Annotated in this window: 19 protein-coding genes and 4 pseudogenes; 9 read left to right on the top strand and 14 right to left on the bottom strand. The window is 68.7% G+C overall.

Annotated elements, in window-relative coordinates:
* Positions 1–13: 13 nt before the first annotated feature.
* The 3 genes from ACH4UM_RS34840 to ACH4UM_RS34830 form a co-directional block, all read right to left on the bottom strand.
* Positions 14–1,090: a hypothetical protein gene (locus tag ACH4UM_RS34840; RefSeq protein ID WP_398188379.1), complete on the bottom strand. Its 1,077-nt coding sequence runs from the start codon at positions 1,088–1,090 to the stop codon at positions 14–16.
* The gene (locus ACH4UM_RS34835) at positions 1,087–2,292 is read right to left on the bottom strand and encodes a hypothetical protein (protein WP_398188376.1); all 1,206 of its coding nucleotides are present in this window, start codon (positions 2,290–2,292) and stop codon (positions 1,087–1,089) included. Before ACH4UM_RS34835 ends, ACH4UM_RS34840 begins: the two co-directional genes overlap by 4 nt.
* Positions 2,293–2,602: 310 nt before the next feature.
* Entirely contained in the window at positions 2,603–2,746 is a 144-nt protein-coding gene (locus ACH4UM_RS34830) for a hypothetical protein (RefSeq protein WP_398188373.1), read from the bottom strand.
* A 445-nt stretch (positions 2,747–3,191) separates the two neighbouring features.
* On the opposite strand from ACH4UM_RS34830, the pseudogene ACH4UM_RS34825 reads away from it, so the two are divergent.
* Positions 3,192–3,810 (top strand): annotated as a pseudogene (locus tag ACH4UM_RS34825) (IS5 family transposase).
* Positions 3,811–3,875: 65 nt separating this feature from the next.
* On the opposite strand, the gene ACH4UM_RS34820 reads toward ACH4UM_RS34825, so the two are convergent.
* Positions 3,876–4,088: a winged helix-turn-helix transcriptional regulator gene (locus tag ACH4UM_RS34820; RefSeq protein WP_398188467.1), complete on the bottom strand. Its 213-nt coding sequence runs from the start codon at positions 4,086–4,088 to the stop codon at positions 3,876–3,878.
* On the opposite strand from ACH4UM_RS34820, the gene ACH4UM_RS34815 reads away from it, so the two are divergent.
* Positions 4,056–4,589: an NADPH-dependent F420 reductase gene (locus ACH4UM_RS34815; RefSeq protein WP_398188464.1), complete on the top strand. Its 534-nt coding sequence runs from the start codon at positions 4,056–4,058 to the stop codon at positions 4,587–4,589. The two genes, ACH4UM_RS34820 and ACH4UM_RS34815, sit on opposite strands and share 33 nt — an antisense overlap.
* 27 nt (positions 4,590–4,616) lie before the next feature.
* Here ACH4UM_RS34815 and ACH4UM_RS34810 read toward each other — a convergent pair whose 3' ends face one another.
* Positions 4,617–5,180 (bottom strand): SgcJ/EcaC family oxidoreductase, encoded by a 564-nt coding sequence (locus ACH4UM_RS34810; RefSeq protein WP_398188370.1) that lies wholly within the window; start codon positions 5,178–5,180, stop codon positions 4,617–4,619.
* Between ACH4UM_RS34810 and ACH4UM_RS34805 the strand changes: the two genes are divergently transcribed.
* Together ACH4UM_RS34805 and ACH4UM_RS34800 are read left to right on the top strand one after the other, a co-directional pair.
* Positions 5,179–5,610, top strand: a complete 432-nt coding sequence (locus ACH4UM_RS34805) for an alpha/beta hydrolase family esterase (protein WP_398188367.1) — start codon at positions 5,179–5,181, stop codon at positions 5,608–5,610. The genes ACH4UM_RS34810 and ACH4UM_RS34805 overlap by 2 nt on opposite strands.
* Before the next feature lie 66 nt (positions 5,611–5,676).
* A pseudogene (locus ACH4UM_RS34800) lies at positions 5,677–6,131 on the top strand (transposase); the annotation flags it as partial.
* A 115-nt stretch (positions 6,132–6,246) separates the two neighbouring features.
* On the opposite strand, the gene ACH4UM_RS34795 reads toward ACH4UM_RS34800, so the two are convergent.
* The 3 genes from ACH4UM_RS34795 to ACH4UM_RS34785 form a co-directional block, all read right to left on the bottom strand.
* The gene (locus tag ACH4UM_RS34795) at positions 6,247–6,624 is read right to left on the bottom strand and encodes a toxin Doc (protein ID WP_398188364.1); all 378 of its coding nucleotides are present in this window, start codon (positions 6,622–6,624) and stop codon (positions 6,247–6,249) included.
* Positions 6,624–6,863 carry a hypothetical protein gene (locus ACH4UM_RS34790; RefSeq protein WP_398188361.1) on the bottom strand — a complete coding sequence of 80 codons (240 nt, stop codon included), beginning with the start codon at positions 6,861–6,863 and terminating at the stop codon, positions 6,624–6,626. The genes ACH4UM_RS34795 and ACH4UM_RS34790 overlap by 1 nt, the downstream gene beginning before the upstream one ends.
* Positions 6,864–7,145: 282 nt before the next feature.
* Complete coding sequence (locus ACH4UM_RS34785; RefSeq protein WP_398188358.1) at positions 7,146–8,387, bottom strand: ROK family protein; 1,242 nt, start codon at positions 8,385–8,387, stop codon at positions 7,146–7,148.
* A 233-nt stretch (positions 8,388–8,620) separates the two neighbouring features.
* Between ACH4UM_RS34785 and mmsA the strand changes: the two genes are divergently transcribed.
* The 3 genes from mmsA (at position 8,621) to ACH4UM_RS34770 (ending at position 12,656) form a co-directional block, all read left to right on the top strand.
* On the top strand, positions 8,621–10,141 hold the full coding sequence (gene mmsA, locus ACH4UM_RS34780; RefSeq protein WP_398188461.1) for a multiple monosaccharide ABC transporter ATP-binding protein: 1,521 nt from the start codon (positions 8,621–8,623) through the stop codon (positions 10,139–10,141).
* Positions 10,138–11,433, top strand: coding sequence for a multiple monosaccharide ABC transporter permease (gene mmsB / locus ACH4UM_RS34775; protein ID WP_398188355.1), 1,296 nt, complete (start codon positions 10,138–10,140; stop codon positions 11,431–11,433). Before mmsA ends, mmsB begins: the two co-directional genes overlap by 4 nt.
* A 110-nt stretch (positions 11,434–11,543) precedes the next feature.
* Complete coding sequence (locus ACH4UM_RS34770; protein ID WP_398188352.1) at positions 11,544–12,656, top strand: substrate-binding domain-containing protein; 1,113 nt, start codon at positions 11,544–11,546, stop codon at positions 12,654–12,656.
* A gap of 470 nt (positions 12,657–13,126) precedes the next feature.
* On the opposite strand, the pseudogene tnpA reads toward ACH4UM_RS34770, so the two are convergent.
* A pseudogene (gene tnpA, locus ACH4UM_RS34765) lies at positions 13,127–13,320 on the bottom strand (IS200/IS605 family transposase); the annotation flags it as partial.
* Positions 13,321–13,346: 26 nt separating this feature from the next.
* Between tnpA and ACH4UM_RS34760 the strand changes: the two are divergent.
* Positions 13,347–13,523 (top strand): annotated as a pseudogene (locus tag ACH4UM_RS34760) (helix-turn-helix domain-containing protein); the annotation flags it as partial.
* On the opposite strand, the gene ACH4UM_RS34755 reads toward ACH4UM_RS34760, so the two are convergent.
* The 5 genes from ACH4UM_RS34755 to ACH4UM_RS34735 are packed head-to-tail and all read right to left on the bottom strand — an operon-like array spanning position 13,519 to position 18,689.
* Positions 13,519–13,986, bottom strand: coding sequence for an ATP-binding protein (locus ACH4UM_RS34755; RefSeq protein ID WP_398188349.1), 468 nt, complete (start codon positions 13,984–13,986; stop codon positions 13,519–13,521). The pseudogene ACH4UM_RS34760 and the gene ACH4UM_RS34755 overlap by 5 nt on opposite strands.
* Before the next feature lie 29 nt (positions 13,987–14,015).
* Positions 14,016–14,660 carry a lactate utilization protein C gene (locus tag ACH4UM_RS34750; protein WP_398188346.1) on the bottom strand — a complete coding sequence of 215 codons (645 nt, stop codon included), beginning with the start codon at positions 14,658–14,660 and terminating at the stop codon, positions 14,016–14,018.
* Positions 14,657–16,102, bottom strand: a complete 1,446-nt coding sequence (locus ACH4UM_RS34745; RefSeq protein ID WP_398188343.1) for a LutB/LldF family L-lactate oxidation iron-sulfur protein — start codon at positions 16,100–16,102, stop codon at positions 14,657–14,659. The genes ACH4UM_RS34750 and ACH4UM_RS34745 overlap by 4 nt, the downstream gene beginning before the upstream one ends.
* Positions 16,099–16,923 carry a (Fe-S)-binding protein gene (locus ACH4UM_RS34740; protein ID WP_398188340.1) on the bottom strand — a complete coding sequence of 275 codons (825 nt, stop codon included), beginning with the start codon at positions 16,921–16,923 and terminating at the stop codon, positions 16,099–16,101. The genes ACH4UM_RS34745 and ACH4UM_RS34740 overlap by 4 nt, the downstream gene beginning before the upstream one ends.
* 32 nt (positions 16,924–16,955) lie before the next feature.
* Positions 16,956–18,689 (bottom strand): L-lactate permease, encoded by a 1,734-nt coding sequence (locus tag ACH4UM_RS34735; RefSeq protein ID WP_398188337.1) that lies wholly within the window; start codon positions 18,687–18,689, stop codon positions 16,956–16,958.
* A 181-nt stretch (positions 18,690–18,870) separates the two neighbouring features.
* Here ACH4UM_RS34735 and ACH4UM_RS34730 point away from each other — a divergent pair, with 181 nt between their 5' ends.
* On the top strand, positions 18,871–19,668 hold the full coding sequence (locus ACH4UM_RS34730) for a FadR/GntR family transcriptional regulator (protein ID WP_398188334.1): 798 nt from the start codon (positions 18,871–18,873) through the stop codon (positions 19,666–19,668).
* Positions 19,669–19,743: the final 75 nt, after the last annotated feature.

Here is a 19,743-nt window from a genome sequence, read left to right as displayed (position 1 = left end):
CGCTGCGGTGGGATCAATTCCGCAGGTTCAGCGCCGTCAACTGCTCCATGACAGGCTGGAGTTCACGCTTGACCAGGCGATGCAGCGTCCAAATGCTCACCAAGGGCAGGGTCGTCGGATCGAACCGTACGAACGTCGCCTTCCAGTCCGGTCCGAAAGCGACCAGTCCCTTCAGCGCGAAGTCCCAACGCAGCCGCTTGCGGCCGCCGTTCAGCGCCACCTGCCAGCGGGGCCGCTCCGGGCGTGCGGGCAGCGGGAAGTCGGGCAGGTCGGGCAGTGGCGGCCACAACCCCGTCTGTGGTGCCCCCGGCTCCGTACGTGACCGCCGGACGTACTCCTCGGCGACGGCCTCGCGGAAAAGGTCGTAGGCTGCGGCGTCGCAGTAGGCCAGTAGCAACAGCCGGGTGGGCGGCAGAAGGCGCACTGCCTCGGTGAACTCCCATACCGTCCCCGGGCCGGGACCCGCCGACAACAGCACCACGTGGGCGCCGGCGATCAGGCCGCTCACGCTGTCCTGCCAGTCGTCCAAGGGCAGGTACGCCCGTGCCGCGCCGGGCAGTGGCAGCTCCTCCCCGGGCCTGCCGATCGCGACGACGCGCCCGAAATGCCGGAAACGGCGGACCAGGGCCTCCTCCTGGGTCAGGCCGGAGATGAAGAAGAGGGTCTCAAGATTCGCCCCGCCGCCCTGGATGTCGTTGTTCAGCGAGGCCATGTCCGGGTAGTCGTTCGCGAACGGGCGCAGGTACAGGAGGTAGGTGCTCCCGGCCAGTCGGTCTACGGACTCGACGATGCCGGCGGTGTGCTGCTTGCCGCGTACCACGACGAACCGACCGGTGACGAAGGCCGCCACTCCGACCGCGAAGGCCACCACCGCGCCCAGCAGACGCAACCACCACGGCATGCTGCCGATGGAGTTCCAGTGATCGCTCTCGAAGCTGGATTTGAAGACCACGAAGCCCAGCAGGCCCAGCATTGTGCCGGTGATCCGCAGGGTCCACCCGGCGTAGATCAGAACCCGCCCCTTGGCCCGCCGCTGCGCACGATGCGGTGACAGTTCCCTGTCCCGCAGGAAGTACGGGTTCCCGCTCATGCCCTGCGCCCCCGTCCACCGGACGGTGAACTGTCTGCGCGGCACCCGGGCTCCCACGCCGGAAGCCGGCCGAAAACCGGCCCCAGCCCCTTTCCCACCGACACCAGCACCCGGTCGCGGTGTCCGCCCCGGTCCTTGCCGCTGCCGAAGAGGACGAAGTGCGGGCTCCCGTCGTCGAAGTAGACCGCGCCCTTCAACGAGAGGCTGCCGGCCGGCTCTCCTTCCGGATAGGGGGGCAGCGCCGGAGGTGACCATACGTCACCGGCCTCGCCCCCTGCGAGATTCCCGGCCTCTTCGCTGAGGACGGCGGCGGCAGCGGCGCGAAATCGCTCGTACGCCTCCCGGCCCGGGACGAGAAGTACGAGGCGCTGCGCGGGAAGCAGCCGCAGCGCCTCCATGAGTTCCCACAGCAGTCCGGGACCCGGGCCGACCGCGACGACCACCAACCGGGCCCGCAGCATGAGGTCGCGCACGGTGTCCTGCCAGTCGTCGATCGGCAGGTACAGCCGCCGCGCCCCGACCAGGGGGAGCCTTTCTCCGGGTCGGCCCACGGCAACCATCGGTGCCACGGGCCTCAGCGCCTCGGCGAGTTGCTCCTCTTCCGTGCTGCCGGACAGGCGCAAGTCCGGCAGCACGGCACCCGGTCCCGGGGCCCTGGATTCGGCCTCCTCAAGCGCGGTGCGCCGCAGGTCGTCCTCGAAGGATCTCAAGTAGAGGGAGTACGAGCCGCTTTGCAGATCCCCGGACGACCGGATGATGTCGCACAGGTGCTGTCGCCCAAGCACGGCGAGCTGCCGCGCGCCGTACAGCAATGTGTACCCGGACGCCGAGACCAGCGGGACCAGGAGGTCGAAGTCCCACCAGGGCAGCGAGGAGCCGCCCGTCGGGCTCCTGCTGATCGAATCGAGGGCGGCGATCGCCAGGAACAGCCGCGCGGGGACCAGCGCCCTCCGGTCCGGCGTCCTGCGCAGAATGACTGCCCGGCAGATGAGGACCAGGATTGCTCCGGCGACGACCACGCCGGCCAGGGCCGCGGTCAGGTACCACCACTTGGGGCGGCCATCGGCAAGGACGCCCCCTTCCGGCAGCCTCGTTTCCTGCCAGCGGTGCACGGCGGCGAGTGCCAGGATCGCGCCGGCGGCACCAGTCGGCCATGCGGTGACGGTGAGGAACCCGCCCCATGCCGGCGATTGCCGGGGCACCGCCGTCCGTGACGCGCCAGCCGGTGCGTCTGGTGCGCGTGGCGGTTGTGCCGAACGGTCGCCGTCGCACCCGTCGGTGTTCTCCTCGTGCCCGCTTTGCTCCTTCTGCATGCCGCCCCCGTCCCAGGCGGCTCTCGACCGGCCCGGCCGACCGCCACCGCTCCTCGACCAGCATGGCAGACAGGGTAAGAAGTCACAGCCCCAGCAGTCCTGTTGGGCACTTGCCGCATGGCGGGAGCCCTCGCTCGCGGACGCGCGGGCGGGGGCTCCTCGATGCTGTGCGCCCCTTGCCGTCCGCAGGGTCCGGGTCCTACGCGGGCCTTTCCCAGCCGTACACGGAGAACGGCTTGCCCTTGAGGTGGTGGCTGGTGCCCTGCGTGTTGTACGGGGCGGTGCTGTAGGGGAGTTGGTTGCCGGGGTGCCAGGAAAGGCCGGCGCACCTGCGCGGTTCCATCAGAGTGGTCGCGAGACCGGCGACCAGGTGCTCGTGCGGGGCCGAATACCGCCGGCTGGTCGCGCAGTACGGCCGGGTCGATGATGGCCTGGCCGCCGTCGGCGAGCATCACTGCCAGGTCAACCGCGATCCGGCCGGGAGCGTGTCCGGCGCTGCGTGGCCGCAGGCGGCGCGGGGCATCGGTGAAGGCGGCGGTCAGGCCAGTGGCATCGGCCAGATCGGCCAGCAGGCGGGATCCGGATGGCTGACCACCACTTGGCCGTCGGCTGGGATGACGAGCTTGGGGCGTCAGGCGGAGTTGCGCACGCAGGAAGTGCCTTCCCGCTGGAACGACAGAAGCCTTCGACAAGCCCTATCGCCCCGGTTCAGAAGGCACTTTCGCGTGCCCGTCCAAGATCTGGACACCGCTGAGAACTCCTAACGAAATGATCTCCGAGGTGGTTGGATCACTCCGGGACTGACGATCCGGGGGTGTGGGGTGGCTCGGCCGAAGCCGTGGCATGTCGATGACGAGCTGTGGGCGGTGATCGAACCGCCGCCACCGAGGGTGGAGCGAGCGGACGCATCATCCCGGGCGTAGGCGCCATCCGGACCGATTGGTGTTCCAAGGCATCCTGTTCGTGCTGCATGGAGACGGGACGAAGTCCTGTAGGCCGGGGCAGGACGGGCAGCAGGCACCACCTGGTCACCGACGCCCCCGGCAGCCCGCTCGCGTTCACGCTGACTGGCGGCAACCCAACGACGTCACCCAGCTCATCCCGCTCCTCGAAGCCGTTCCACCCGTGCGGGGCAAGCGCGGCCGACCACGGCGCCGATCGGACGTCGTTCTGGCTGACCGCGGGTACGACCACGACAAGTACCGTCGTCTGGTGTGGAAGCTCGGCGTGAAGCCGCTGGCCGCCCGGCGAGGCACCGAGCACGGCTCCGGGCTGGGCACTCAACGCCGGGTTGTCGAGCGCGTGTTCGCCCACCTGCACTGGTTCCGCCGCCTGCGGATCCGCTGGGAGGTCTGCGACGACATCCACGAAGCGTTCCTCACTCTGGGATGCGCGCTGATCTGCTGACGGCGCTTGACCTCATCCCGATGAAAGTGCATCGACGCGTGCAGGGGAGGTCACGGGCCGGGAGCTCACCCACCCATTCGTTCCTGGGCGGCCATGACCTCATCGCCGTGCTCGAAGGCCCACGCGCCAAGTGCGTCGATCGGGCCGAGCAACGTCCGCCCCAGAGCGGTGAGTTCGTACTCCACACGAGGCGGCGCCTCGTCGGAGGCCGGGACGAGCACAAGGCCCGGCGGCTCGCGACGCGCATTGGGGGCGGTGCGGGGCACGGGAGTCTGCATGCGGCGGTCGGCTTCGGTGAGGTGGTGCTGGCCGCGCTGCCGTACGGCGCGGGAGCGGACATCGTCAGGGAGCATCGGTCGGCGCTGAGGGGGAAGGTCCTGCTCGACTGCGCCAATCCGGTCGGGCCCGGCTTCCGGCTGCTGACAGAGGGCGGCCCCTCGGCGGCGCGCCGACTGGCTGCGGCGGCACCGGGCGTGCACGTCGTCAAAGCGTTCAACCTCTGCCACGAGGACGTGTGGCGGATGACTCCGCCGGTCTTCGACGGTCAGCCCCTGATCGTTCCGATCTGCGGGGACGACGAGGCGGCGCTGGCACTGGCACGCAAGCTGGTGCGGGACATGGGCTGTGAGCCGGTGGCCGGGGGCGGGCTGGACCGCGCCGGACTGCTGGAGGCGACCGCGGCGCTGTTCATCGGACTGTGGGTGGCGGAGCAGGCGGACGTACGGGCGATCGCGCCCCCGCTGGCCTATGCGACAGGTCCACGAGCCGAGAGTGCGTGAAGCGTCCAGGGCATTTCGTCAGGAGTTCTAAGACGAAACGGACAGGCTAGCCCGGCCGGGCGCACGGAGAAGCTCCTGATGGCGACGGTTGATCTTGGTTGACGCCCCACCTACCAGGAGCTTCGTCGTTCTGTGACCCCAACTCCAAGTTTCACTCATTGAGGCTTGGCCGCGGGCCAGAGCGAGTGGATCGAGCCTGGTGGTCGTGGAGGGAAGGGGAGACTCGCCCCTGGTCGGCCCGACCTGAAAGCGCCCCTCCACCGCCGCGATGGTCGAGGGGCGCCCGGTCGGCAGCAGCCTCAGCCCTGGTTCATGACCGCCGGGGAGTTGGTAGGCCGCAAGCAGCCACTTGCCGTCCTGCCGGGTGAGCATCCAGCTCGCGACCACAAGGCGGTCTTCCGGCACCTCGGTTTCGCCCGGGAAGAGGATGGCCGTCTCGCTGACGACCACGGCGGCGTCGTCGTTGAGGAAACGGATGTTCAGTACCTTATCGGTAGTGGTCGAGCCCTTCAGAACCGAGACGCTCGGCTGCGAACTTGCCGACCGGCTGGCCGGGATCGCCGTGGTCGCGGGGACGATGCCGGTCGCCATGGCGCCCTCCTGCCATCCTCGTCGCCCGCTGCCCGTGATGGTGGTCAACGGCACCGAGGACCCTCTCGTCCCCTACGACGGAGGCCCTTCCGGAGTGGGTGGCAGCCAGGCAGCCCTGCTGTCCGTGGCGGACACTGTCACAAAGTGGCGCACGATCGACGGCTGTACCGGCGATCGAGTGCGGTCGCTGCCACCGGTGGCAGGCGACCGCACGGCCACCAGCGTCGCGGACGCGGTGTCCTGCCGCGGAGAGACGCAGGTCGAGGTCTACATGGTGACCCATGGCGGGCACACATGGCCCGGCGGGAACCAGTACCTGCCTGTCTCCCTGGTGGGACGGACAACGAGCCAGTTCGACGCCTCGGAAGCGGAGTGGACCTTCTTCCATAGGCACACCGCTGGTTCGCCTGATGCGGCCATCGCGAGCTGATCGTGTGCGTCGACGTCCAACTCAGTGCCGTGCCCAAGTCCTGATCGCTGCGATGCGGAGCAATCGTCCCCGGGCGATTTCGTCCCGGCACCGGAGCAGTTCCCCTGCAGTACGGCCGGGCTCTCCCCGGCCACCATCAACCGCCTCACCCAGCAGTGGCAGGCCGACCACACCGCCTTCATGGACCGCGACCTGTCCGAGGTCGACTACGTGTACGAGTGGGCCGACGGCATCCACCTCAACGTCCGCCTGGAGGAAGCCAAAGCCTGCGTCCTGGTGCTCATCGGGGTCCGCGCGGACGGCTCCAAGGAACTGGTCGCGCTCAAGGACGGCTACCGCGAATCCGCCGAGTCCTGGGCCGGTCTGCTGCGCGACTGCGCATGCCGGGGCACGCGCGCCCAGGTCCTGAAGACGGCGCCCTGGGCTTCTGGAAGGCCCTGACCGAGGTGTTCCCCGCCACCCGCGAGCAAAGGCGCCGGGTTCACCAGACCGCAAATGTGCTCGACTGCCTGCCGAAGTCTGGGCGGCGTTGTCCTCTTCCTCGCCCTGCAGTAGCGCCCGCCCGGGCCGTTTGCGGTGCGGGACGATCAGGCCGGGACTACTGCGGATTGCGTAATTCGGTCAGCAGACAGGACTCTACAGCTTCCAGGCACGCAGCTGGTCGGCGACGTCCTGCACCCCGATGCGGGTGTCGCGGAGCTTGCGCACGAGGTCGGAGAGGGCGCCGTAGGGAGGGTCGATGCCTTCGCCGGACTGGTCCATGTACTGGGCGGCGATGAACGCGGCGTACAGGCTGTTGCGGTGCGGGAGCGGCTCCAGGCGCACGATGGTGTGCATCAGGGCAGCCGCACGCCACGCCGCGTCCGGGTCGGCCGCAGCGAGAGAGGGAAGCCGGGTCCGGTGGCGGGCGACGGCGGCCACCAACGCGGAGTAGTCCGAGACAGTGAGGTCGTCGTGACCGAGCGCGATCTCCTGGACATCGAGCAGCCAGGAGACGTCGATGTAGAGGTGCATCAGGCGGCAGCGGCTCCGTTGCCACGCGGGGCGGGCGGTACCTCGTCGGGGAAGGCCTGGTCGAACTCGTCGCGCAGCCTGTCGGCCCATCCGGCGGCGCCGGCGATGAACTGCTTGCGCTGCATCTCGCGGACGCCGAGATCGTGGAGGTACTGCTTGAGGCTCTTGCCCTCGGCAGCGGCCGCGGCCCGTACGCCCTCGAGTTCCTCGTCGGTGAAAGACACGTTCAGTGATGGCATACACCCGATGGTACCTAGTAGGTGCCTGCCGCGCGAACGTCAGCGTCTCCCAAGCCCGACTGATCTGACAGGGGGCTGTCGCTGATGGTCGTGCTGCCCTTGGCGTCGAGCTTGAAGAAGGCGCTCGGTGCCCCTGCCCGGACCGTCGTCGCCGAACGACTTCAGGTGCCCACACACAGCTGTGGCGCCCCCCACGGGCGGCTCTGCCTGCCGGGCGCCACGTTCGTGATCGTTCGCGGTGCAGACGCGGCACCCGACTTCGTACTGGTCTTCCAGTGAGGTTCAGTCTGCGAGAAGCGCCGACAGTTGCGGGGAGTACGTGGCGTGCAGCACCAGAGCCGCGCCGCCCACCACCGCGGCATCCGTCCCGAGCGGAGACGCCTCGACCTGGACGACGCGGATGGCCCGGGACAACGGTCGGGTGGCCAGAGCGGAGGCGACGGCGTCGACGTACCGGGACTCCACGTGCTGGATGCCGTGACCGCCGAGGACGATGAGGTCGACGTCGATGAAGTTCACGATGCTGACCGCCAGCGAGGCGACGTGTTCCGCAGCCTCGTCGATGACCGCGGCGGCCACGGGGTCGCCGGCCGCGGCGGCCAGCAGGATCGCGCGATGATCCACAGATGCCGGGTCCTGTTCGAACGCTTGCGACAGCACGCTGCCGCCGGGCCCTGCAGCGAGCCTGTGGTGTACCTCGGCCGCAATGGCGGAAGGATTGACGAGCCTCTCCAGACAGCCACGGTTGCCGCAGTAGCACTCCGGGCCGTCGGGCAGCACCGACGTGTGGCCGAACTCCCCAGCGTTGAAAGAACCGCCTCTGTAGACCTGGTGGTTGAGGACCAGGCCGCCACCGATGCCGGTACCGAAGAACAAGTAGGCGAAGTTCGCCACCCCCTTGCCCGCGCCGGACCAGCGCTCGCCGACAGCGGCAGCGGTGGCGTCGTTGTCCAGGGTCACCGGCAGGCCTGTGGCGTCGCTGAGCATCCTTTGCAGCGGCACCCGAGTCCAGTGCGCGAGCTGGGGCGGAGCAACGACCATGCCGTGTTCCTGGTCGATGGGCCCCGGTGTGGCGAGGCCGAGACCGAGCACCTCGCCACGCGGGACGTTGGCTTCGGCCAGCACGTCGGCGACCAGCTCGGCCATGGTCTTGACGACCTGGGGCGGGTCGGCCCCCAGGGGTGTGGGCTGCCTCTTGACGACCAGCGGCCGGCCCAGGAGATCGACCACGGTGCAGGTGAGTTCGACGGGGTCGAAATGCAGTCCGACCGCGCTGCCCGCGTCCGCGTTGAGCCTGAGGATGGTGCGGGGTTTGCCTCCGCTGGAGACCCGGCTGGCACCGTCCTCCCGGACGATGCCCTCGTCGAGCAGGCGGCGCACGATGCCGGAGACCGTCTGCGGGGTCAGGCCGGTGAGCTGCGCGATCTCCACTCGGCTGATGCCGTCGGCAAGCTGGATCTGGTCCAGTACAACAGCTTGGTTGTAGCGACCGACCTTGGGGAGATTCGTTCCTGCCTGCCGCACACCGGCCCTCTCTTCCTGCCCGGATAACCATACTGTCACAGCCGTTGACTCAGTAAAACAAATAGATTTACATTCCCCGCCTAACAGCCCGGACGCGAAGCATCGCGCAGCGCCATCGGAGGCAAGCTGATGTCAACGAACCGCCGCATCTCCCAAGCCCCGGAGCCCAGCAGTGGCTACAGCCTTCGCGGTGCGGGGCTCCGCCGGTGAGGCAGGTCGCGCCCCTGCTGGAGATGCGCTCGATCACCAAGACCTTCCCCGGCGTCAAAGCACTCACCGACGTCAACCTCGTGGTGGGGGAGGGCGAGATCCACGCGATCTGTGGAGAGAACGGCGCGGGCAAGTCCACCCTCATGAAGGTGCTGAGCGGCGTGCACCCGCACGGGAGCTACTCGGGCGACATCGTCTACCGGGGCGAACAGGTGCGGTTCGGTGACATCCGGGCCAGTGAACAGGCCGGCATCGTCATCATCCACCAGGAGCTCGCCCTCGTGCCCGGTATGTCGATCACCGAGAACATCTTCCTCGGCAACGAACCGCGCAGGCGCGGCGCCATCGACTGGAAGGCCGCCCAGCGCCGGGCCCTGGAGCTGATGCAGCGTGTCGGCCTCCAGGAGGACCCCGACACGCTGATCAAGGACATCGGTGTTGGCAAACAACAACTCGTGGAGATCGCCAAGGCCTTCGCGAAGGATGTGAAGCTGCTCATCCTCGACGAGCCGACCGCGGCCCTCAACGAGGACGACTCCCGGCACCTGCTCGACCTGCTGCGCGGCTTCCGGGAACGGGGCATCACCTCGATCATCATCTCGCACAAGCTCAACGAGATCGAGGCAGTCGCCGACACCATCACGATCCTGCGCGACGGCCGCACCATCGAGAGCCTCGACGTGAAAGCCGACGGCGTCAACGAGGACCGCATCGTGCGCGGCATGGTCGGCCGCGAGCTCAGCAGCCGGTTCCCCGAGCACACGCCCGCCATCGGGGAGGCCTTCTTCGAGGTCCGTGACTGGACGGTGCGGCACCCGAGTTCTGACGAACGGCTCGTGTGCAAGGGCGCGAACCTCCACGTGCGCCGCGGCGAGATCGTCGGCTTCGCCGGTCTCATGGGCGCGGGGCGCACCGAGCTTGCGATGAGCCTGTTCGGCCGCTCTTACGGCACCTATCTGTCCGGCCGGGTCTTCAAGGACGGCCAGGAGATCCAGCTGAAGTCGGTGGCGGACGCCATCCGGCACGGCCTCGCCTACGTCAGTGAGGACCGCAAGTCGATCGGCCTCAATCTGCTGGACGACATCAAGACGTCCATGGTGGCCGCCAAACTGTCGAAGATCTCCAGGCGCGGCGTGATCGATCCGGTGCGCGAACACCGCGCCGCCGAGGACTACCGCAAGAACCTGAGGATCAAGACTCCCAGCGTCGACGAGGGGGTCGTGAAACTCTCGGGCGGAAACCAGCAGAAGGTCGTCCTGGCGAAGTGGATGTTCACCGACCCGGACCTGCTGATCCTCGACGAGCCGACCCGCGGCATCGACGTGGGCGCCAAGTACGAGATCTACGGGATCATCCAGCGGCTCGTCGACCAGGGCAAGGGCGTCATCGTCATCTCCTCGGAGCTGCCCGAGCTCATCGGGCTGTGCGACCGCATCTACACGGTGTTCGAAGGCTCCATCACCGGCGAGGTGACACGCCGCGACGCTGATCCGGAACTGCTGATGAAGAAGATGACCGCCAGGAAGAAGAGCCCGACCTCATGAGCCGCCTACAAGACCTGCAGAAGAACCTTTTCGGAGGCACCACCTCCAACGCCCGCCAGTTCGGGATGATCTTCACGCTCGTGGCGATCGTCCTGCTGTTCCAGGCGTGGACCAGTGGCCTCACCCTCACCTCCGGCAACCTCATCGCGGTGGTCAGCCAGTACTCCTACATCCTGATCCTCGCCATCGGCATGCTGATGGTGATCGTCGCGGGACACATCGACCTCTCGGTCGGCTCGGTCGCGGCGTTCACCGGCATCGTGGTCGCCAAGGTGATGCAGGAGCACTCGCTCCCGTGGCCCCTGGGCATCGCGCTCGGCCTGCTCGTCGGCGCGGTGATCGGCGCATGGCAGGGTTTCTGGGTCGCGTACGTCGGAGTGCCCGCGTTCATCGTCACTCTCGCCGGGATGATGCTCTTCCGCGGCGGCAACCAGTACATCGGCAACGCCGACACGGTGCCGGTCCCCGAGGGCTTTCGCACGATCGGCGCAGGCTACCTGCCCGAGGTCGGGCCGGACACCGGATACAACAACCTGACCCTGCTGCTCGGTCTGGCCGCCTGCGCGGGCATGGTGTGGCGGGAGTGGAGAGCACGGCAGACCCGGCGTGAGATGAACGCGGATGTGGCGCCGACGTGGGTCACGATGATCCGTCTGGCGGTGATGCTGGGCGTCATCATCTTCGCGACGCTCCGCTTCGCCGGCGGCCGCATCGGCACCAGCCTGCCCATCTCCGGCATCATCCTGATCGCCCTGGTGCTCGCATACTCGTACTACACCCGCAACACCATCGGCGGTCGCCACATCTACGCCGTCGGCGGCAACGCCCGCGCGGCCGAGCTGTCGGGTGTGAAGCTCAAGCGGGTCAACTTCTTCGTCATGATGAACATGTCGGTACTGGCCGCTCTGGCCGGCATGATCTTCGTTGCGCGGTCCGCGGCTTCCGGACCACAGGACGGCCTGAGCTGGGAGCTCGACGCCATCGCCGCAGTCTTCATCGGCGGCGCAGCCGTCTCCGGCGGCCTCGGCACCATCAGCGGCTCGATCGTCGGTGGCCTCGTCATGGCACTCCTCAACAACGGCCTGCAACTGGAGGGTGTCGGCTCCGACATGGTCCAGGTCATCAAGGGCCTGGTCCTCCTCCTCGCTGTCGCGTTCGACGTCTACAGCAAGAGCCAGGGCCGCTTCTCGATCATCGGAACGCTGATGCGTCCGTTCCGGGAGCAACCGGACACACCGGCGGCCCCGTCGAGCGCGGCGTCCGATTCCGGCAAGGCCTCGGTCGCAGGCTGACCGCGAGTTCTTGCTCGTAGTCCGGCTGTCGGGCCACCACCCACCACCCTCAGCGCCGACTCCACGGCGCACCACTCTCCGGCACCATCGAAAGAAGGGCACGACTCACCATGCGCAGACTCATCACCAGAGGCATCGCCGCAGCGGGCACCGTCGCACTGCTCGCCACCCTGGGCACGGCATGCTCCAACGACCGCGACGGCTCGACCGGCAAGGGCGGCGCCGGCGCCAAGGGCTTCGCACAGGATTCTCTGATCGGTGTCGCTCTGCCTGCGAAGACCTCGGAGAACTGGGTGCTCGCCGGCGACCTGTTCACCAACGACCTCAAGCAGGCGGGCTTCAAGGCGGACGTGCAGTACGCCGGTGCCTCGACCACCGTCGCGGACCAGCAGGCGCAGATCTCTTCAATGGTCACCAAGGGCGCGAAGGTGATCGTCGTTGGCGCGACCGACGCCTCGCAGCTCTCCACCCAGGTGGCGCAGGCCAAGCAGGCGGGCGCCACCGTCATCGCCTACGACCGGCTCCTCACCAACACGCCCGACGTCGACTACTACGTCGCGTTCGACAACTTCAAGGTCGGCCAGCTGCAGGGACAGGCCCTCGTCGACGGCATGAAGGCGAAGAAGCCGAAGGGGCCGTGGACGATCGAGCTGTTCTCCGGATCACCGGACGACAACAACTCCAAGGTCTTCTTCGACGGTGCGATGAGCGTGCTCAAGCCACTTATCGACAAGGGTGACATCGTTGTCGGGTCTGGGCAGAAGGACATCAAGCAGACCGCGATCCAGGGCTGGAAGGCCGAGAACGCGCAGCAGCGGATGGACTCGCTGCTGACCTCCACCTACGGCGGCGGCAAGAAGCTCGACGGCGTCCTGTCGCCGAATGACACTCTCGCCCGCGCGATCATCACCTCGGTGAAGGGCGCCGGCAAGCCGGTCCCCGTCGTCACCGGTCAGGACTCCGAGGCCGAGTCGGTGAAGTCGATCATGGCCGGTGAGCAGTACTCGACCATCAACAAGGACACACGCAAGCTCGTCGCCGAGACCGTCGACATGGTCAAGGCCCTCCAGAAGGGCGACAAGCCGAAGATCAACGACACCAAGTCCTACAACAACGGCTCCAAGGTTGTCCCGGCCTACCTCCTCCCGCCGGTCATCGTGACCAAGAAGAACGCGGCCGAGGCCTACGCCAACGACCCCAAGCTTGCGCCTCTGACGAAGTAAGTAGTTCTGGCCCGTGCCTGCACGTGCGCCGGGCGGCCCTTCGGGGCACGTGCAGGTACCCCGGCCGCAGCCACCGACCGATCAGCCAACCACCGGACCACGCAGGGAAGAAGGCACCTTCGGTCCAACGGACGCCACGCGTCAACAGGTCTACGACACCTCCGAGGGACAGTCAGGTTGCGTCGGCGGCCGCTCGGGTGCCGTCTACACCTGCAACGTGGCGGCGCACCCGGACCTCAGAGAGAAGCGCTAGTCGCCCTCCGCAACGTCGACGGCACAGCATCGACGAACTCTTCTGCGACATCAGCAACAACCAGGCACACGTCCTGGAGTTCCGATTCCAGTCGCAGGGCCGATGCCGTCAGGCGCCGAAGATCGGCAAGTGGGCTCCGCCGGCGCGACGCGATCCGGACCTGACACCGGGGAGCATCCGCGCCGGCGGTCACTTCGCCGCGGGACCGGCGTGGAGTGACGTGATCGCGTTGGCCGGTGAACTCCTTCAGCTCCGCCCCGAAGTCCTCGCACACCTTGCGCATGATCTCTTCGCAGCGTGTCAGCATCTCGTCGTCAAAGACTCCGCGTCGGTGCTTCGTCACAAGACCAAGTGCACATGCATCGCCGAAACAACGTGTCTGCCACGCCTGTAGTCGTTCTGCCCATTCATGAGGCCAGTCGTCGTAGGACTTGGTGATGCAGCTCCGCTACAACCACCGGGCCCACCCGGACGCCTCCCAGCGCCGTGCGCTGGCGAGTGCGTTCGGGTGCGCCCGCGTGGTGTGGAACGACTGCCTGCGCGACCGGAAGCAAGCGCACGCGGCAGGACTGCCGTACGTGACGTCGGCCGAGCTGTCCCGGCTTCGCATCACCCCGGACGCTCCGACAAGGTTGCCCAGGCGCAGGTGCCGTACGCCGAGCGGTGCACACCGCACTGCCGGCTCAACGACTCCACCAGGAGCAGGCCCCGGCCGCCTTCCGTAAGGTCGCCGTAAGTGGGGAGGGTGGCCGGAGCCTGCCACACGCCGTTGTCGAACACCTCGATCCACACGTCCGGCCGGGAACGCGTGAGCCGGAGGCTGACATCTGTGGAGCTGCTGTGCCGGACCGTGTTGGTGACGAATTCCGACACGACGATGCGGGCGGCGTCGGCCACCTCCTCGCCGATACACCATGCCTTCAGCTGTGTCCGGGTGAAGGCTCTGGCCTGCGACACCGCCGGCTCTTCGGCCGGCAGCACGCAGACGGCGAGTGCGCCGGGGTCCGGGGGCCGGGGCTCCGGGGCCTCGTGCGCCGTTGCCCCGTAGCGGCGCGGTTCTCGGTCTGGGGCAGGCATGGCGACTCCCATCACCAGAGACGTAAGGGTCACGGGACGATGAGGACGTGGAGTGTGCGTGGTCCGTGCACACCTTCCACCCTGTCCAGTTCGATGTCGCTGGTAGCCGAGGGGCCGGAGACGAACGTCAGGGGCCGGGCGGGTTCCAGGCGGACCAGGGCCTCGGGGACGGAGGCCACGACCTGTTCGGCCCGCAGTACGCACAGGTGGTGGTCGGGCACCAGGGTCAGAGCGCGTCTGCCCTGTCCCGGACCTCCGTCCAGGACGAGGGTGCCGGTCTCGGCGATCGCGACGGCGACGGTAGTGACCACGCTGTCGGTCCGGTCCAGTGCGCCGACGGTCACCTCCGGACGGTCGTCCAGGACCCGGACCGCGTCCAGTTCGGCCTGCCAGGCAGACGGGAAGCCCCGCGGTACCACGACGCACGCGGCACCGCGGGCGGCCAGGGTCAGCGCGATGGCCGTGGGGACCGCCTCGTCGGCCACCAGCCGCACCGAGGCGCCGTAGTCGGCAAGCCGTTTGGTGAGCAGTTGCACCGCCTTGGCGGAACCGGCAGCCGGCGTACCCTCCCGCGAGTAGTTCCGGGTGACCGGGACGTCCTCGGGGCGTTCCCCTCCGGGGACGTCCGTGAGCGCCCGCCGGATGCGGCTGAGCACTTCTGTCCGTGCGTTCACTGGTGTGTCCTCCTCCACCAGGCCCGGAAGGTCTCCTGGGCAGGGGCCGGTATGTCACGTGCCTCAGTCCACGCCGAGGGTGGGCCGGGCAGCCGGCTGATCAGTCCGTCGCGGCCGACGAGCCGCCCGGCCGCGGCCGCCGCGCGCTGCGCAGCCGCCAGCCGGGAGGGGCTGGAGAGCACCGAGCGGGCCGCCGCCATGGCCAGTTGCTCGGGGCTGGGCACGCGGCGGGTGCGGGCCTCGTCCACCACCCGGGCCCGCAGATGGACCAGGACCTCCGGAATGTTGATCTTGACAGGGCAGACCTCGTAGCAGGCTCCGCACAGGGTCGAGGCGTACGGCAGCGAGCGATCGGCTTTGGCCGCGGTTCCGCGCAGTTGCGGGGTGAGGATGGCGCCGATCGGGCCCGGGTAGACCGAGCCGTAGGCGTGTCCGCCTACGCGCTCGTAGACCGGGCAGACGTTCAGGCAGGCCGAGCAGCGGATGCAGCCCAGCGCCTGGCGTCCGACGGGGTCGGCGAGCGTGTCGGTGCGGCCGCCGTCCAGGAGTACCAGATGGAAGGTGCGCGGTCCGTCGTCGGTGGTGGTGCCGGTCCAGGTGGAGGTGTAGGGGTTCATCCGCTCGCCGGTGGAGGAGCGGGGCAGCAGTTGCAGGAAGACCTCCAGGTCCTGCCAGGTGGGGACCACCTTCTCGATTCCGACGACGGAGATGAGGGTCTCGGGCAGGGTGAGACACATCCGCCCGTTGCCCTCCGACTCCGCGACCACCGCGGTGCCGGTCTCGGCGACCAGGAAGTTCGCTCCGGAGATCCCGACCTTCGCCCGCAGGAACTTCTCCCGCAGATGCAGGCGGGCCGCCTCGGCCAGCTCCCGCGGATCATCGCCCAGATCGGCCGGCGCCGCAGTGCCGTGGTCACCCATCGTGCGCAGGAAGATCTCCCTGATCTCCGCCCGGTTGCGGTGGATGGCCGGCACCAGGATGTGCGACGGCTGGTCCTGGCCGAGTTGGACGACCAGCTCGGCCAGGTCGGTTTCGTACGCGGCGATGCCCGCGTCAGCCAGCGCGTCGTTCAGCCCGATCTCCTGGGTGACCATCGACTTGACCTTGACCACCTCACGCTCGCCCGTGGCCTGCACGAGGTCGACGACGGTCCGTGCCGCTTCCTGCCCGTCGCGCGCCCAGTGCACCTGGCCTCCCGCCGCGGTGACCCGCTCCTCCAGCTGCAGCAGGTAGTGGTCCAGGTGGCGCAGCGTACGCTCCTTGACGGCGCGTCCGGCCTCGCGGAGCGCCTCCCAGTCGCTCACCTCGGCCACCGCCTCAGCACGCTTGTGACGGATGGTGGTGGTGGCGCGGGCGAGGTTGTGCCGCAGCCGGGTGTCGCCGAGGGCGGTGCGTGCCGCAGCCGGGAACGTGGGAACGCCGAGGAACGTGGGGCCGCTCATGCGGTGCTCCTCCCTTCCGTTGTATGAGGGGACCGTTGCCGCTTCCCGGGCTTTGGGACGGGCCGCGACAGCGGCAGGGCGGCCGGAGCCTGATCGTCCTCGGTGGCGGCGAGAATCTCGGCCAGATGCAGGGCGCCCACTCCGGTACGCAGCCGGGAAAGGACGCCGCCGATGTGCATCAGGCAGGAGTTGTCGCCCGCGCACAGCACCTCGGCGCCAGTGGCCAGGACATGCCGCGTCTTGTCCGCGCACATCGCCACCGAGGTGTCGGCGTTCTTCAGGGCGAAGGTGCCGCCGAAGCCGCAGCACTGGTCGGCTGCGGGCAGTTCGACCAGGTCGATGCCGCGTACCGCTCGCAGCAGGCGGAGCGGCTTGTCGCCCACACCGAGCATGCGCCGTGCGTGGCACGTCGGGTGGTAGGTGACCCGGTGCGGGAAGTAGGCGCCCACATCGGTGACGCCCAGGACGTCGACGACGAACTCCGACAGCTCGTAGACCTTGGGCGTGGCGCGCACCGCCGCGGCCAGCCGGGCGTCTTGGGCGACGTCGGCCACCCGTCCGTGGTACTCGCGCACCATGGCGGCGCAGGAGCCCGACGGGGTGACGACGGCGTCGTAGCCGGCGAAGGCCTCGGCGAAGCGGCGCACCAGCGGCACGCATTCCCTCTGGTAGCCGGTGTTGAAGTGCATCTGGCCGCAGCAGGTCTGGTCGGCGGGGAAGTCCACCGCGCAGCCCAGGCGCTCCAGCAGCCTCACGACCGCCCGGCCGGTCTCCGGGTAGAGCGTGTCGGTCAGGCACGTGACGAAGAGTGCGATCCGCATGGTTCCTCCGGTCGACGAGGGCGCGGCGGGGCTCATGGGAGCATCCAGGCGAGCACGGTCGACTGCAGCATGACCAGGACACACAGGGCCAGCAGAAGCAGCAGACTCCACTTGATCGCGCCCCGGAACAGCACCGACTCCCGGCCGACGAGGCCAACCGCGGTGGCCGCGATCGTGAGGTTCTGCGGGCTGATCATCTTGCCGACGACACCGCCCGAGGTGTTGGCTGCGACGAGCAGGGTCGGATCGAGCCCGGCCTGGTGCGCGGCAGTCTGCTGGAGGGTGGCGAACAGGGCGTTGGCCGAGGTGTCCGAGCCGGTGACGGCGGTGCCCAGCCAGCCCAGGATCGGCGACAGGAAGGCGAAGGCTGCGCCCGCACCGGCGATCCAGGTGCCGATCGTGATGGTCTGTCCGGACAGGTTCATCACGTAGGCGAGCGCCAGCACCGAGGCGACGGTGAGCATGGCCCAGCGCAGCCTGACCACGGTGGCGCCCAACTCCCGGACCGCGGCGAGCGGACCCACCCGGTAGACGGCGGCCACCAGCACGCCCGACAGCAGCAGCAGCGTGCCCGGGGAGGACAGCCACGGCAAGGTGTAGACGGTGGCGGTGGATGACTTCCCCGCGGCCGTGAGGACCTGGCCGTCCAGCCCCGGCCAGCCGATCTTGAGATCGGTGGTGGCCAGGAACTCCTTGGCGGGCGTCCACAGTTTGGCCAGGGAGAAGACCGCGATCACGATCAGGTAGGGCAGGAAGGCCATGACCACCCGGCCGTTGCCCGGTCTCTCGGCGGTCGCTGCGTCTCCTGGCGCCGGGCGGGTGACGGTGGCTGCGCCGCCGCCCTCCCCCGACGCGCCCGAGGAGGGCACGCCGCCGTACGAGTCGGCCCCGGAGCCGGCGCCGCTCTCCGTCTCGCGGTCCCGCATCAGGTCGGCCCTGGCCTCTTCCCCGCCGACGGGCTGCCATACGCGGAGAAAGAGGACGACCGCCACCAGGGCAGCAAGCGAGGCGATGATGTCGGTGAGCTCCACGGAGATGAAGTTGGAGCTGACGAACTGGGCGACGGCGAAGACCGCACCGCAGACCACCGCGACCGGCCAGGTCTCACGAACCCCGCGGCGACCGTCGACGAGTACGACGAGCAGCAGGGGTACGAAGAAGGCGAGCAGAGGCGTCTGGCGGCCCACGTAGGCGCCGATCTCGGTGTAGGGGATCTTTGTGAGGGTGCCCGCTGTGATGATCGGAATCGCGATCGCGCCGAAGGCGACGGGCGCGGTGTTGGCGACCAGTACGGTGATCGCGGCGCGTGTGGGCGCGAAGCCGAGAGCCATGAGCATGACGCCGGTGATCGCCACGGGGGCGCCGAATCCGGCCAGAGCCTCCAGCAGGGCGCCGAAGCAGAACGCGATGATGACGGCCTGGACCCGAGGATCGTGGCTGATCAGCCCGAAGGCACGGCGCAGGTCTTCGAAGCGGCCGGTCACGACGGTGAGTTGGTAGAGCCAGATCGCGGTGAGCACGATCCACATGATCGGGAAGAGGCCGAAGGATGCCCCTTCGGTCGCCGACAGCAGGGCGAGCTTCACGGGCATGCCGTAGCACGCCACTGCGACGGCGATCGCCACGGCGAGCGAGGCGAGGCCGGCCCAGTGGGCCTTCAGCCGCAGCCCGCCCAGGAGCAGGAACAAGGTGAGCAGGGGCAGGACGGCGACAAGGGCGGAGAACGCCAGACTGTCCGCGAGTGGGGAGAGATTCGGCTGGTACATGCAACCCTCACATCAGGGGCTTGGTCAGACCATGGTTTGGCTCTTTCACGTTGGCATTCCCATGCGAGGGACGTCTAGGGGTCTGCGCCGAGAATTTGTTTTGGTCCGACCAAAGAACGGGTACCTCAAGCTATGATCAGAAGGACAGGTGTTGCGTCCCTCTGGAGCGAAAGGGCCTTCCATGGCGGAGTCGAGCGCGGCGTGGGAGCCCGTACCGCGTTCCCGCACCTTCGAGCTCGTGCTGGCCCGTATCGAGGAGCAGATCCTGACGGGCAACCTGCGCGTCGGCGACCGGCTACCGCCTGAGCGGGAGCTGGTCGAGCTGCTGGGAGTGAGCCGAGCCGCCATCCGGGAAGCCCTGCGCGTCCTGGAAGCCCAGGGAGTACTGCGTTCCCGTGTGGGCACCGGACCGGACTCGGGGACCGTCATCACCGCCATGCCCAGCGACGGCCTCACCCAGCTGCTGCGGCTGCACATGGCGCTGGCGAACTTCCCCCTCGACGGTGTGGTCGAGGCACGCGCCACGCTGGAACGCGCGAGCGCCCGCCTCGCCGCAGGCCACGCCAGCAGAGAAGAACTCGAGCGGATCCAGGAGCCGCTGGTCCGCATGGACGACAAGGCCCTGACCCGCGAACTGTTCAACGACTACGACACCGCGTTCCACGTCGCCATTGCCGAGGCCGGAGGCAACCGGCTGATGGCGGACCTGACCGTCGCGGTCCGCAGTGCCGTACGGCGCACCCTGCTCACCGCGTTTCACAAGATCGCCGACTGGGAGCCGATCGCCACCCGGCTGCGGGCGGACCACCACGCGATCTATGACGCCATCGCGGCGGGCGACGTGGAACGCGCGGGCGATCTGGTGGAGCAGCATATTCGCGGCTTCCACGACGACGTGGTCCGCAAGGTGCTGGACACGCCGGAGGCCCCGGTCTCGGGCAGGACCGAGGCGGGAACGACCGGAACGGAGTCGGCCTAGCGGCAGTGCCGCGACTCGTTCGGTGCGGCTGCCGGGTCATGCGGCGCGGGTGCAGCGGGCCGGACGTCACCTGAT

The organism is Streptomyces sp. NPDC020801 (genome assembly GCF_044334385.1).
GTDB lineage: Bacteria > Actinomycetota > Actinomycetes > Streptomycetales > Streptomycetaceae > Streptomyces.
This window is presented reverse-complemented; position numbering and strand designations above follow the sequence as displayed.

Excerpts from the sequence above, each read along its gene's own strand:
- ACH4UM_RS34840 (WP_398188379.1), bottom strand. The coding sequence starts at position 1,090 with ATGAGCGGGAACCCGTACTTCCTGCGGGACAGGGAACTGTCACCGCAT.
- ACH4UM_RS34795 (WP_398188364.1), bottom strand. The coding sequence starts at position 6,624 with ATGCACCTCTACATCGACGTCTCCTGGCTGCTCGATGTCCAGGAGATC.
- ACH4UM_RS34745 (WP_398188343.1), bottom strand. The coding sequence starts at position 16,102 with ATGAGCGGCCCCACGTTCCTCGGCGTTCCCACGTTCCCGGCTGCGGCA.
- ACH4UM_RS34740 (WP_398188340.1), bottom strand. The coding sequence starts at position 16,923 with ATGCGGATCGCACTCTTCGTCACGTGCCTGACCGACACGCTCTACCCG.
- ACH4UM_RS34805 (WP_398188367.1), top strand. The coding sequence starts at position 5,179 with ATGGCGCCCTCCTGCCATCCTCGTCGCCCGCTGCCCGTGATGGTGGTC.
- mmsA (WP_398188461.1), top strand. The coding sequence starts at position 8,621 with ATGCGCTCGATCACCAAGACCTTCCCCGGCGTCAAAGCACTCACCGAC.
- ACH4UM_RS34755 (WP_398188349.1), bottom strand. The coding sequence starts at position 13,986 with ATGCCTGCCCCAGACCGAGAACCGCGCCGCTACGGGGCAACGGCGCAC.
- ACH4UM_RS34830 (WP_398188373.1), bottom strand. The coding sequence starts at position 2,746 with ATGGAACCGCGCAGGTGCGCCGGCCTTTCCTGGCACCCCGGCAACCAA.
- ACH4UM_RS34730 (WP_398188334.1), top strand. The coding sequence starts at position 18,871 with ATGGCGGAGTCGAGCGCGGCGTGGGAGCCCGTACCGCGTTCCCGCACC.
- ACH4UM_RS34790 (WP_398188361.1), bottom strand. The coding sequence starts at position 6,863 with ATGCCATCACTGAACGTGTCTTTCACCGACGAGGAACTCGAGGGCGTA.
- ACH4UM_RS34735 (WP_398188337.1), bottom strand. The coding sequence starts at position 18,689 with ATGTACCAGCCGAATCTCTCCCCACTCGCGGACAGTCTGGCGTTCTCC.
- mmsB (WP_398188355.1), top strand. The coding sequence starts at position 10,138 with ATGAGCCGCCTACAAGACCTGCAGAAGAACCTTTTCGGAGGCACCACC.
- ACH4UM_RS34820 (WP_398188467.1), bottom strand. The coding sequence starts at position 4,088 with ATGCAGACTCCCGTGCCCCGCACCGCCCCCAATGCGCGTCGCGAGCCG.
- ACH4UM_RS34810 (WP_398188370.1), bottom strand. The coding sequence starts at position 5,180 with ATGGCGACCGGCATCGTCCCCGCGACCACGGCGATCCCGGCCAGCCGG.
- ACH4UM_RS34770 (WP_398188352.1), top strand. The coding sequence starts at position 11,544 with ATGCGCAGACTCATCACCAGAGGCATCGCCGCAGCGGGCACCGTCGCA.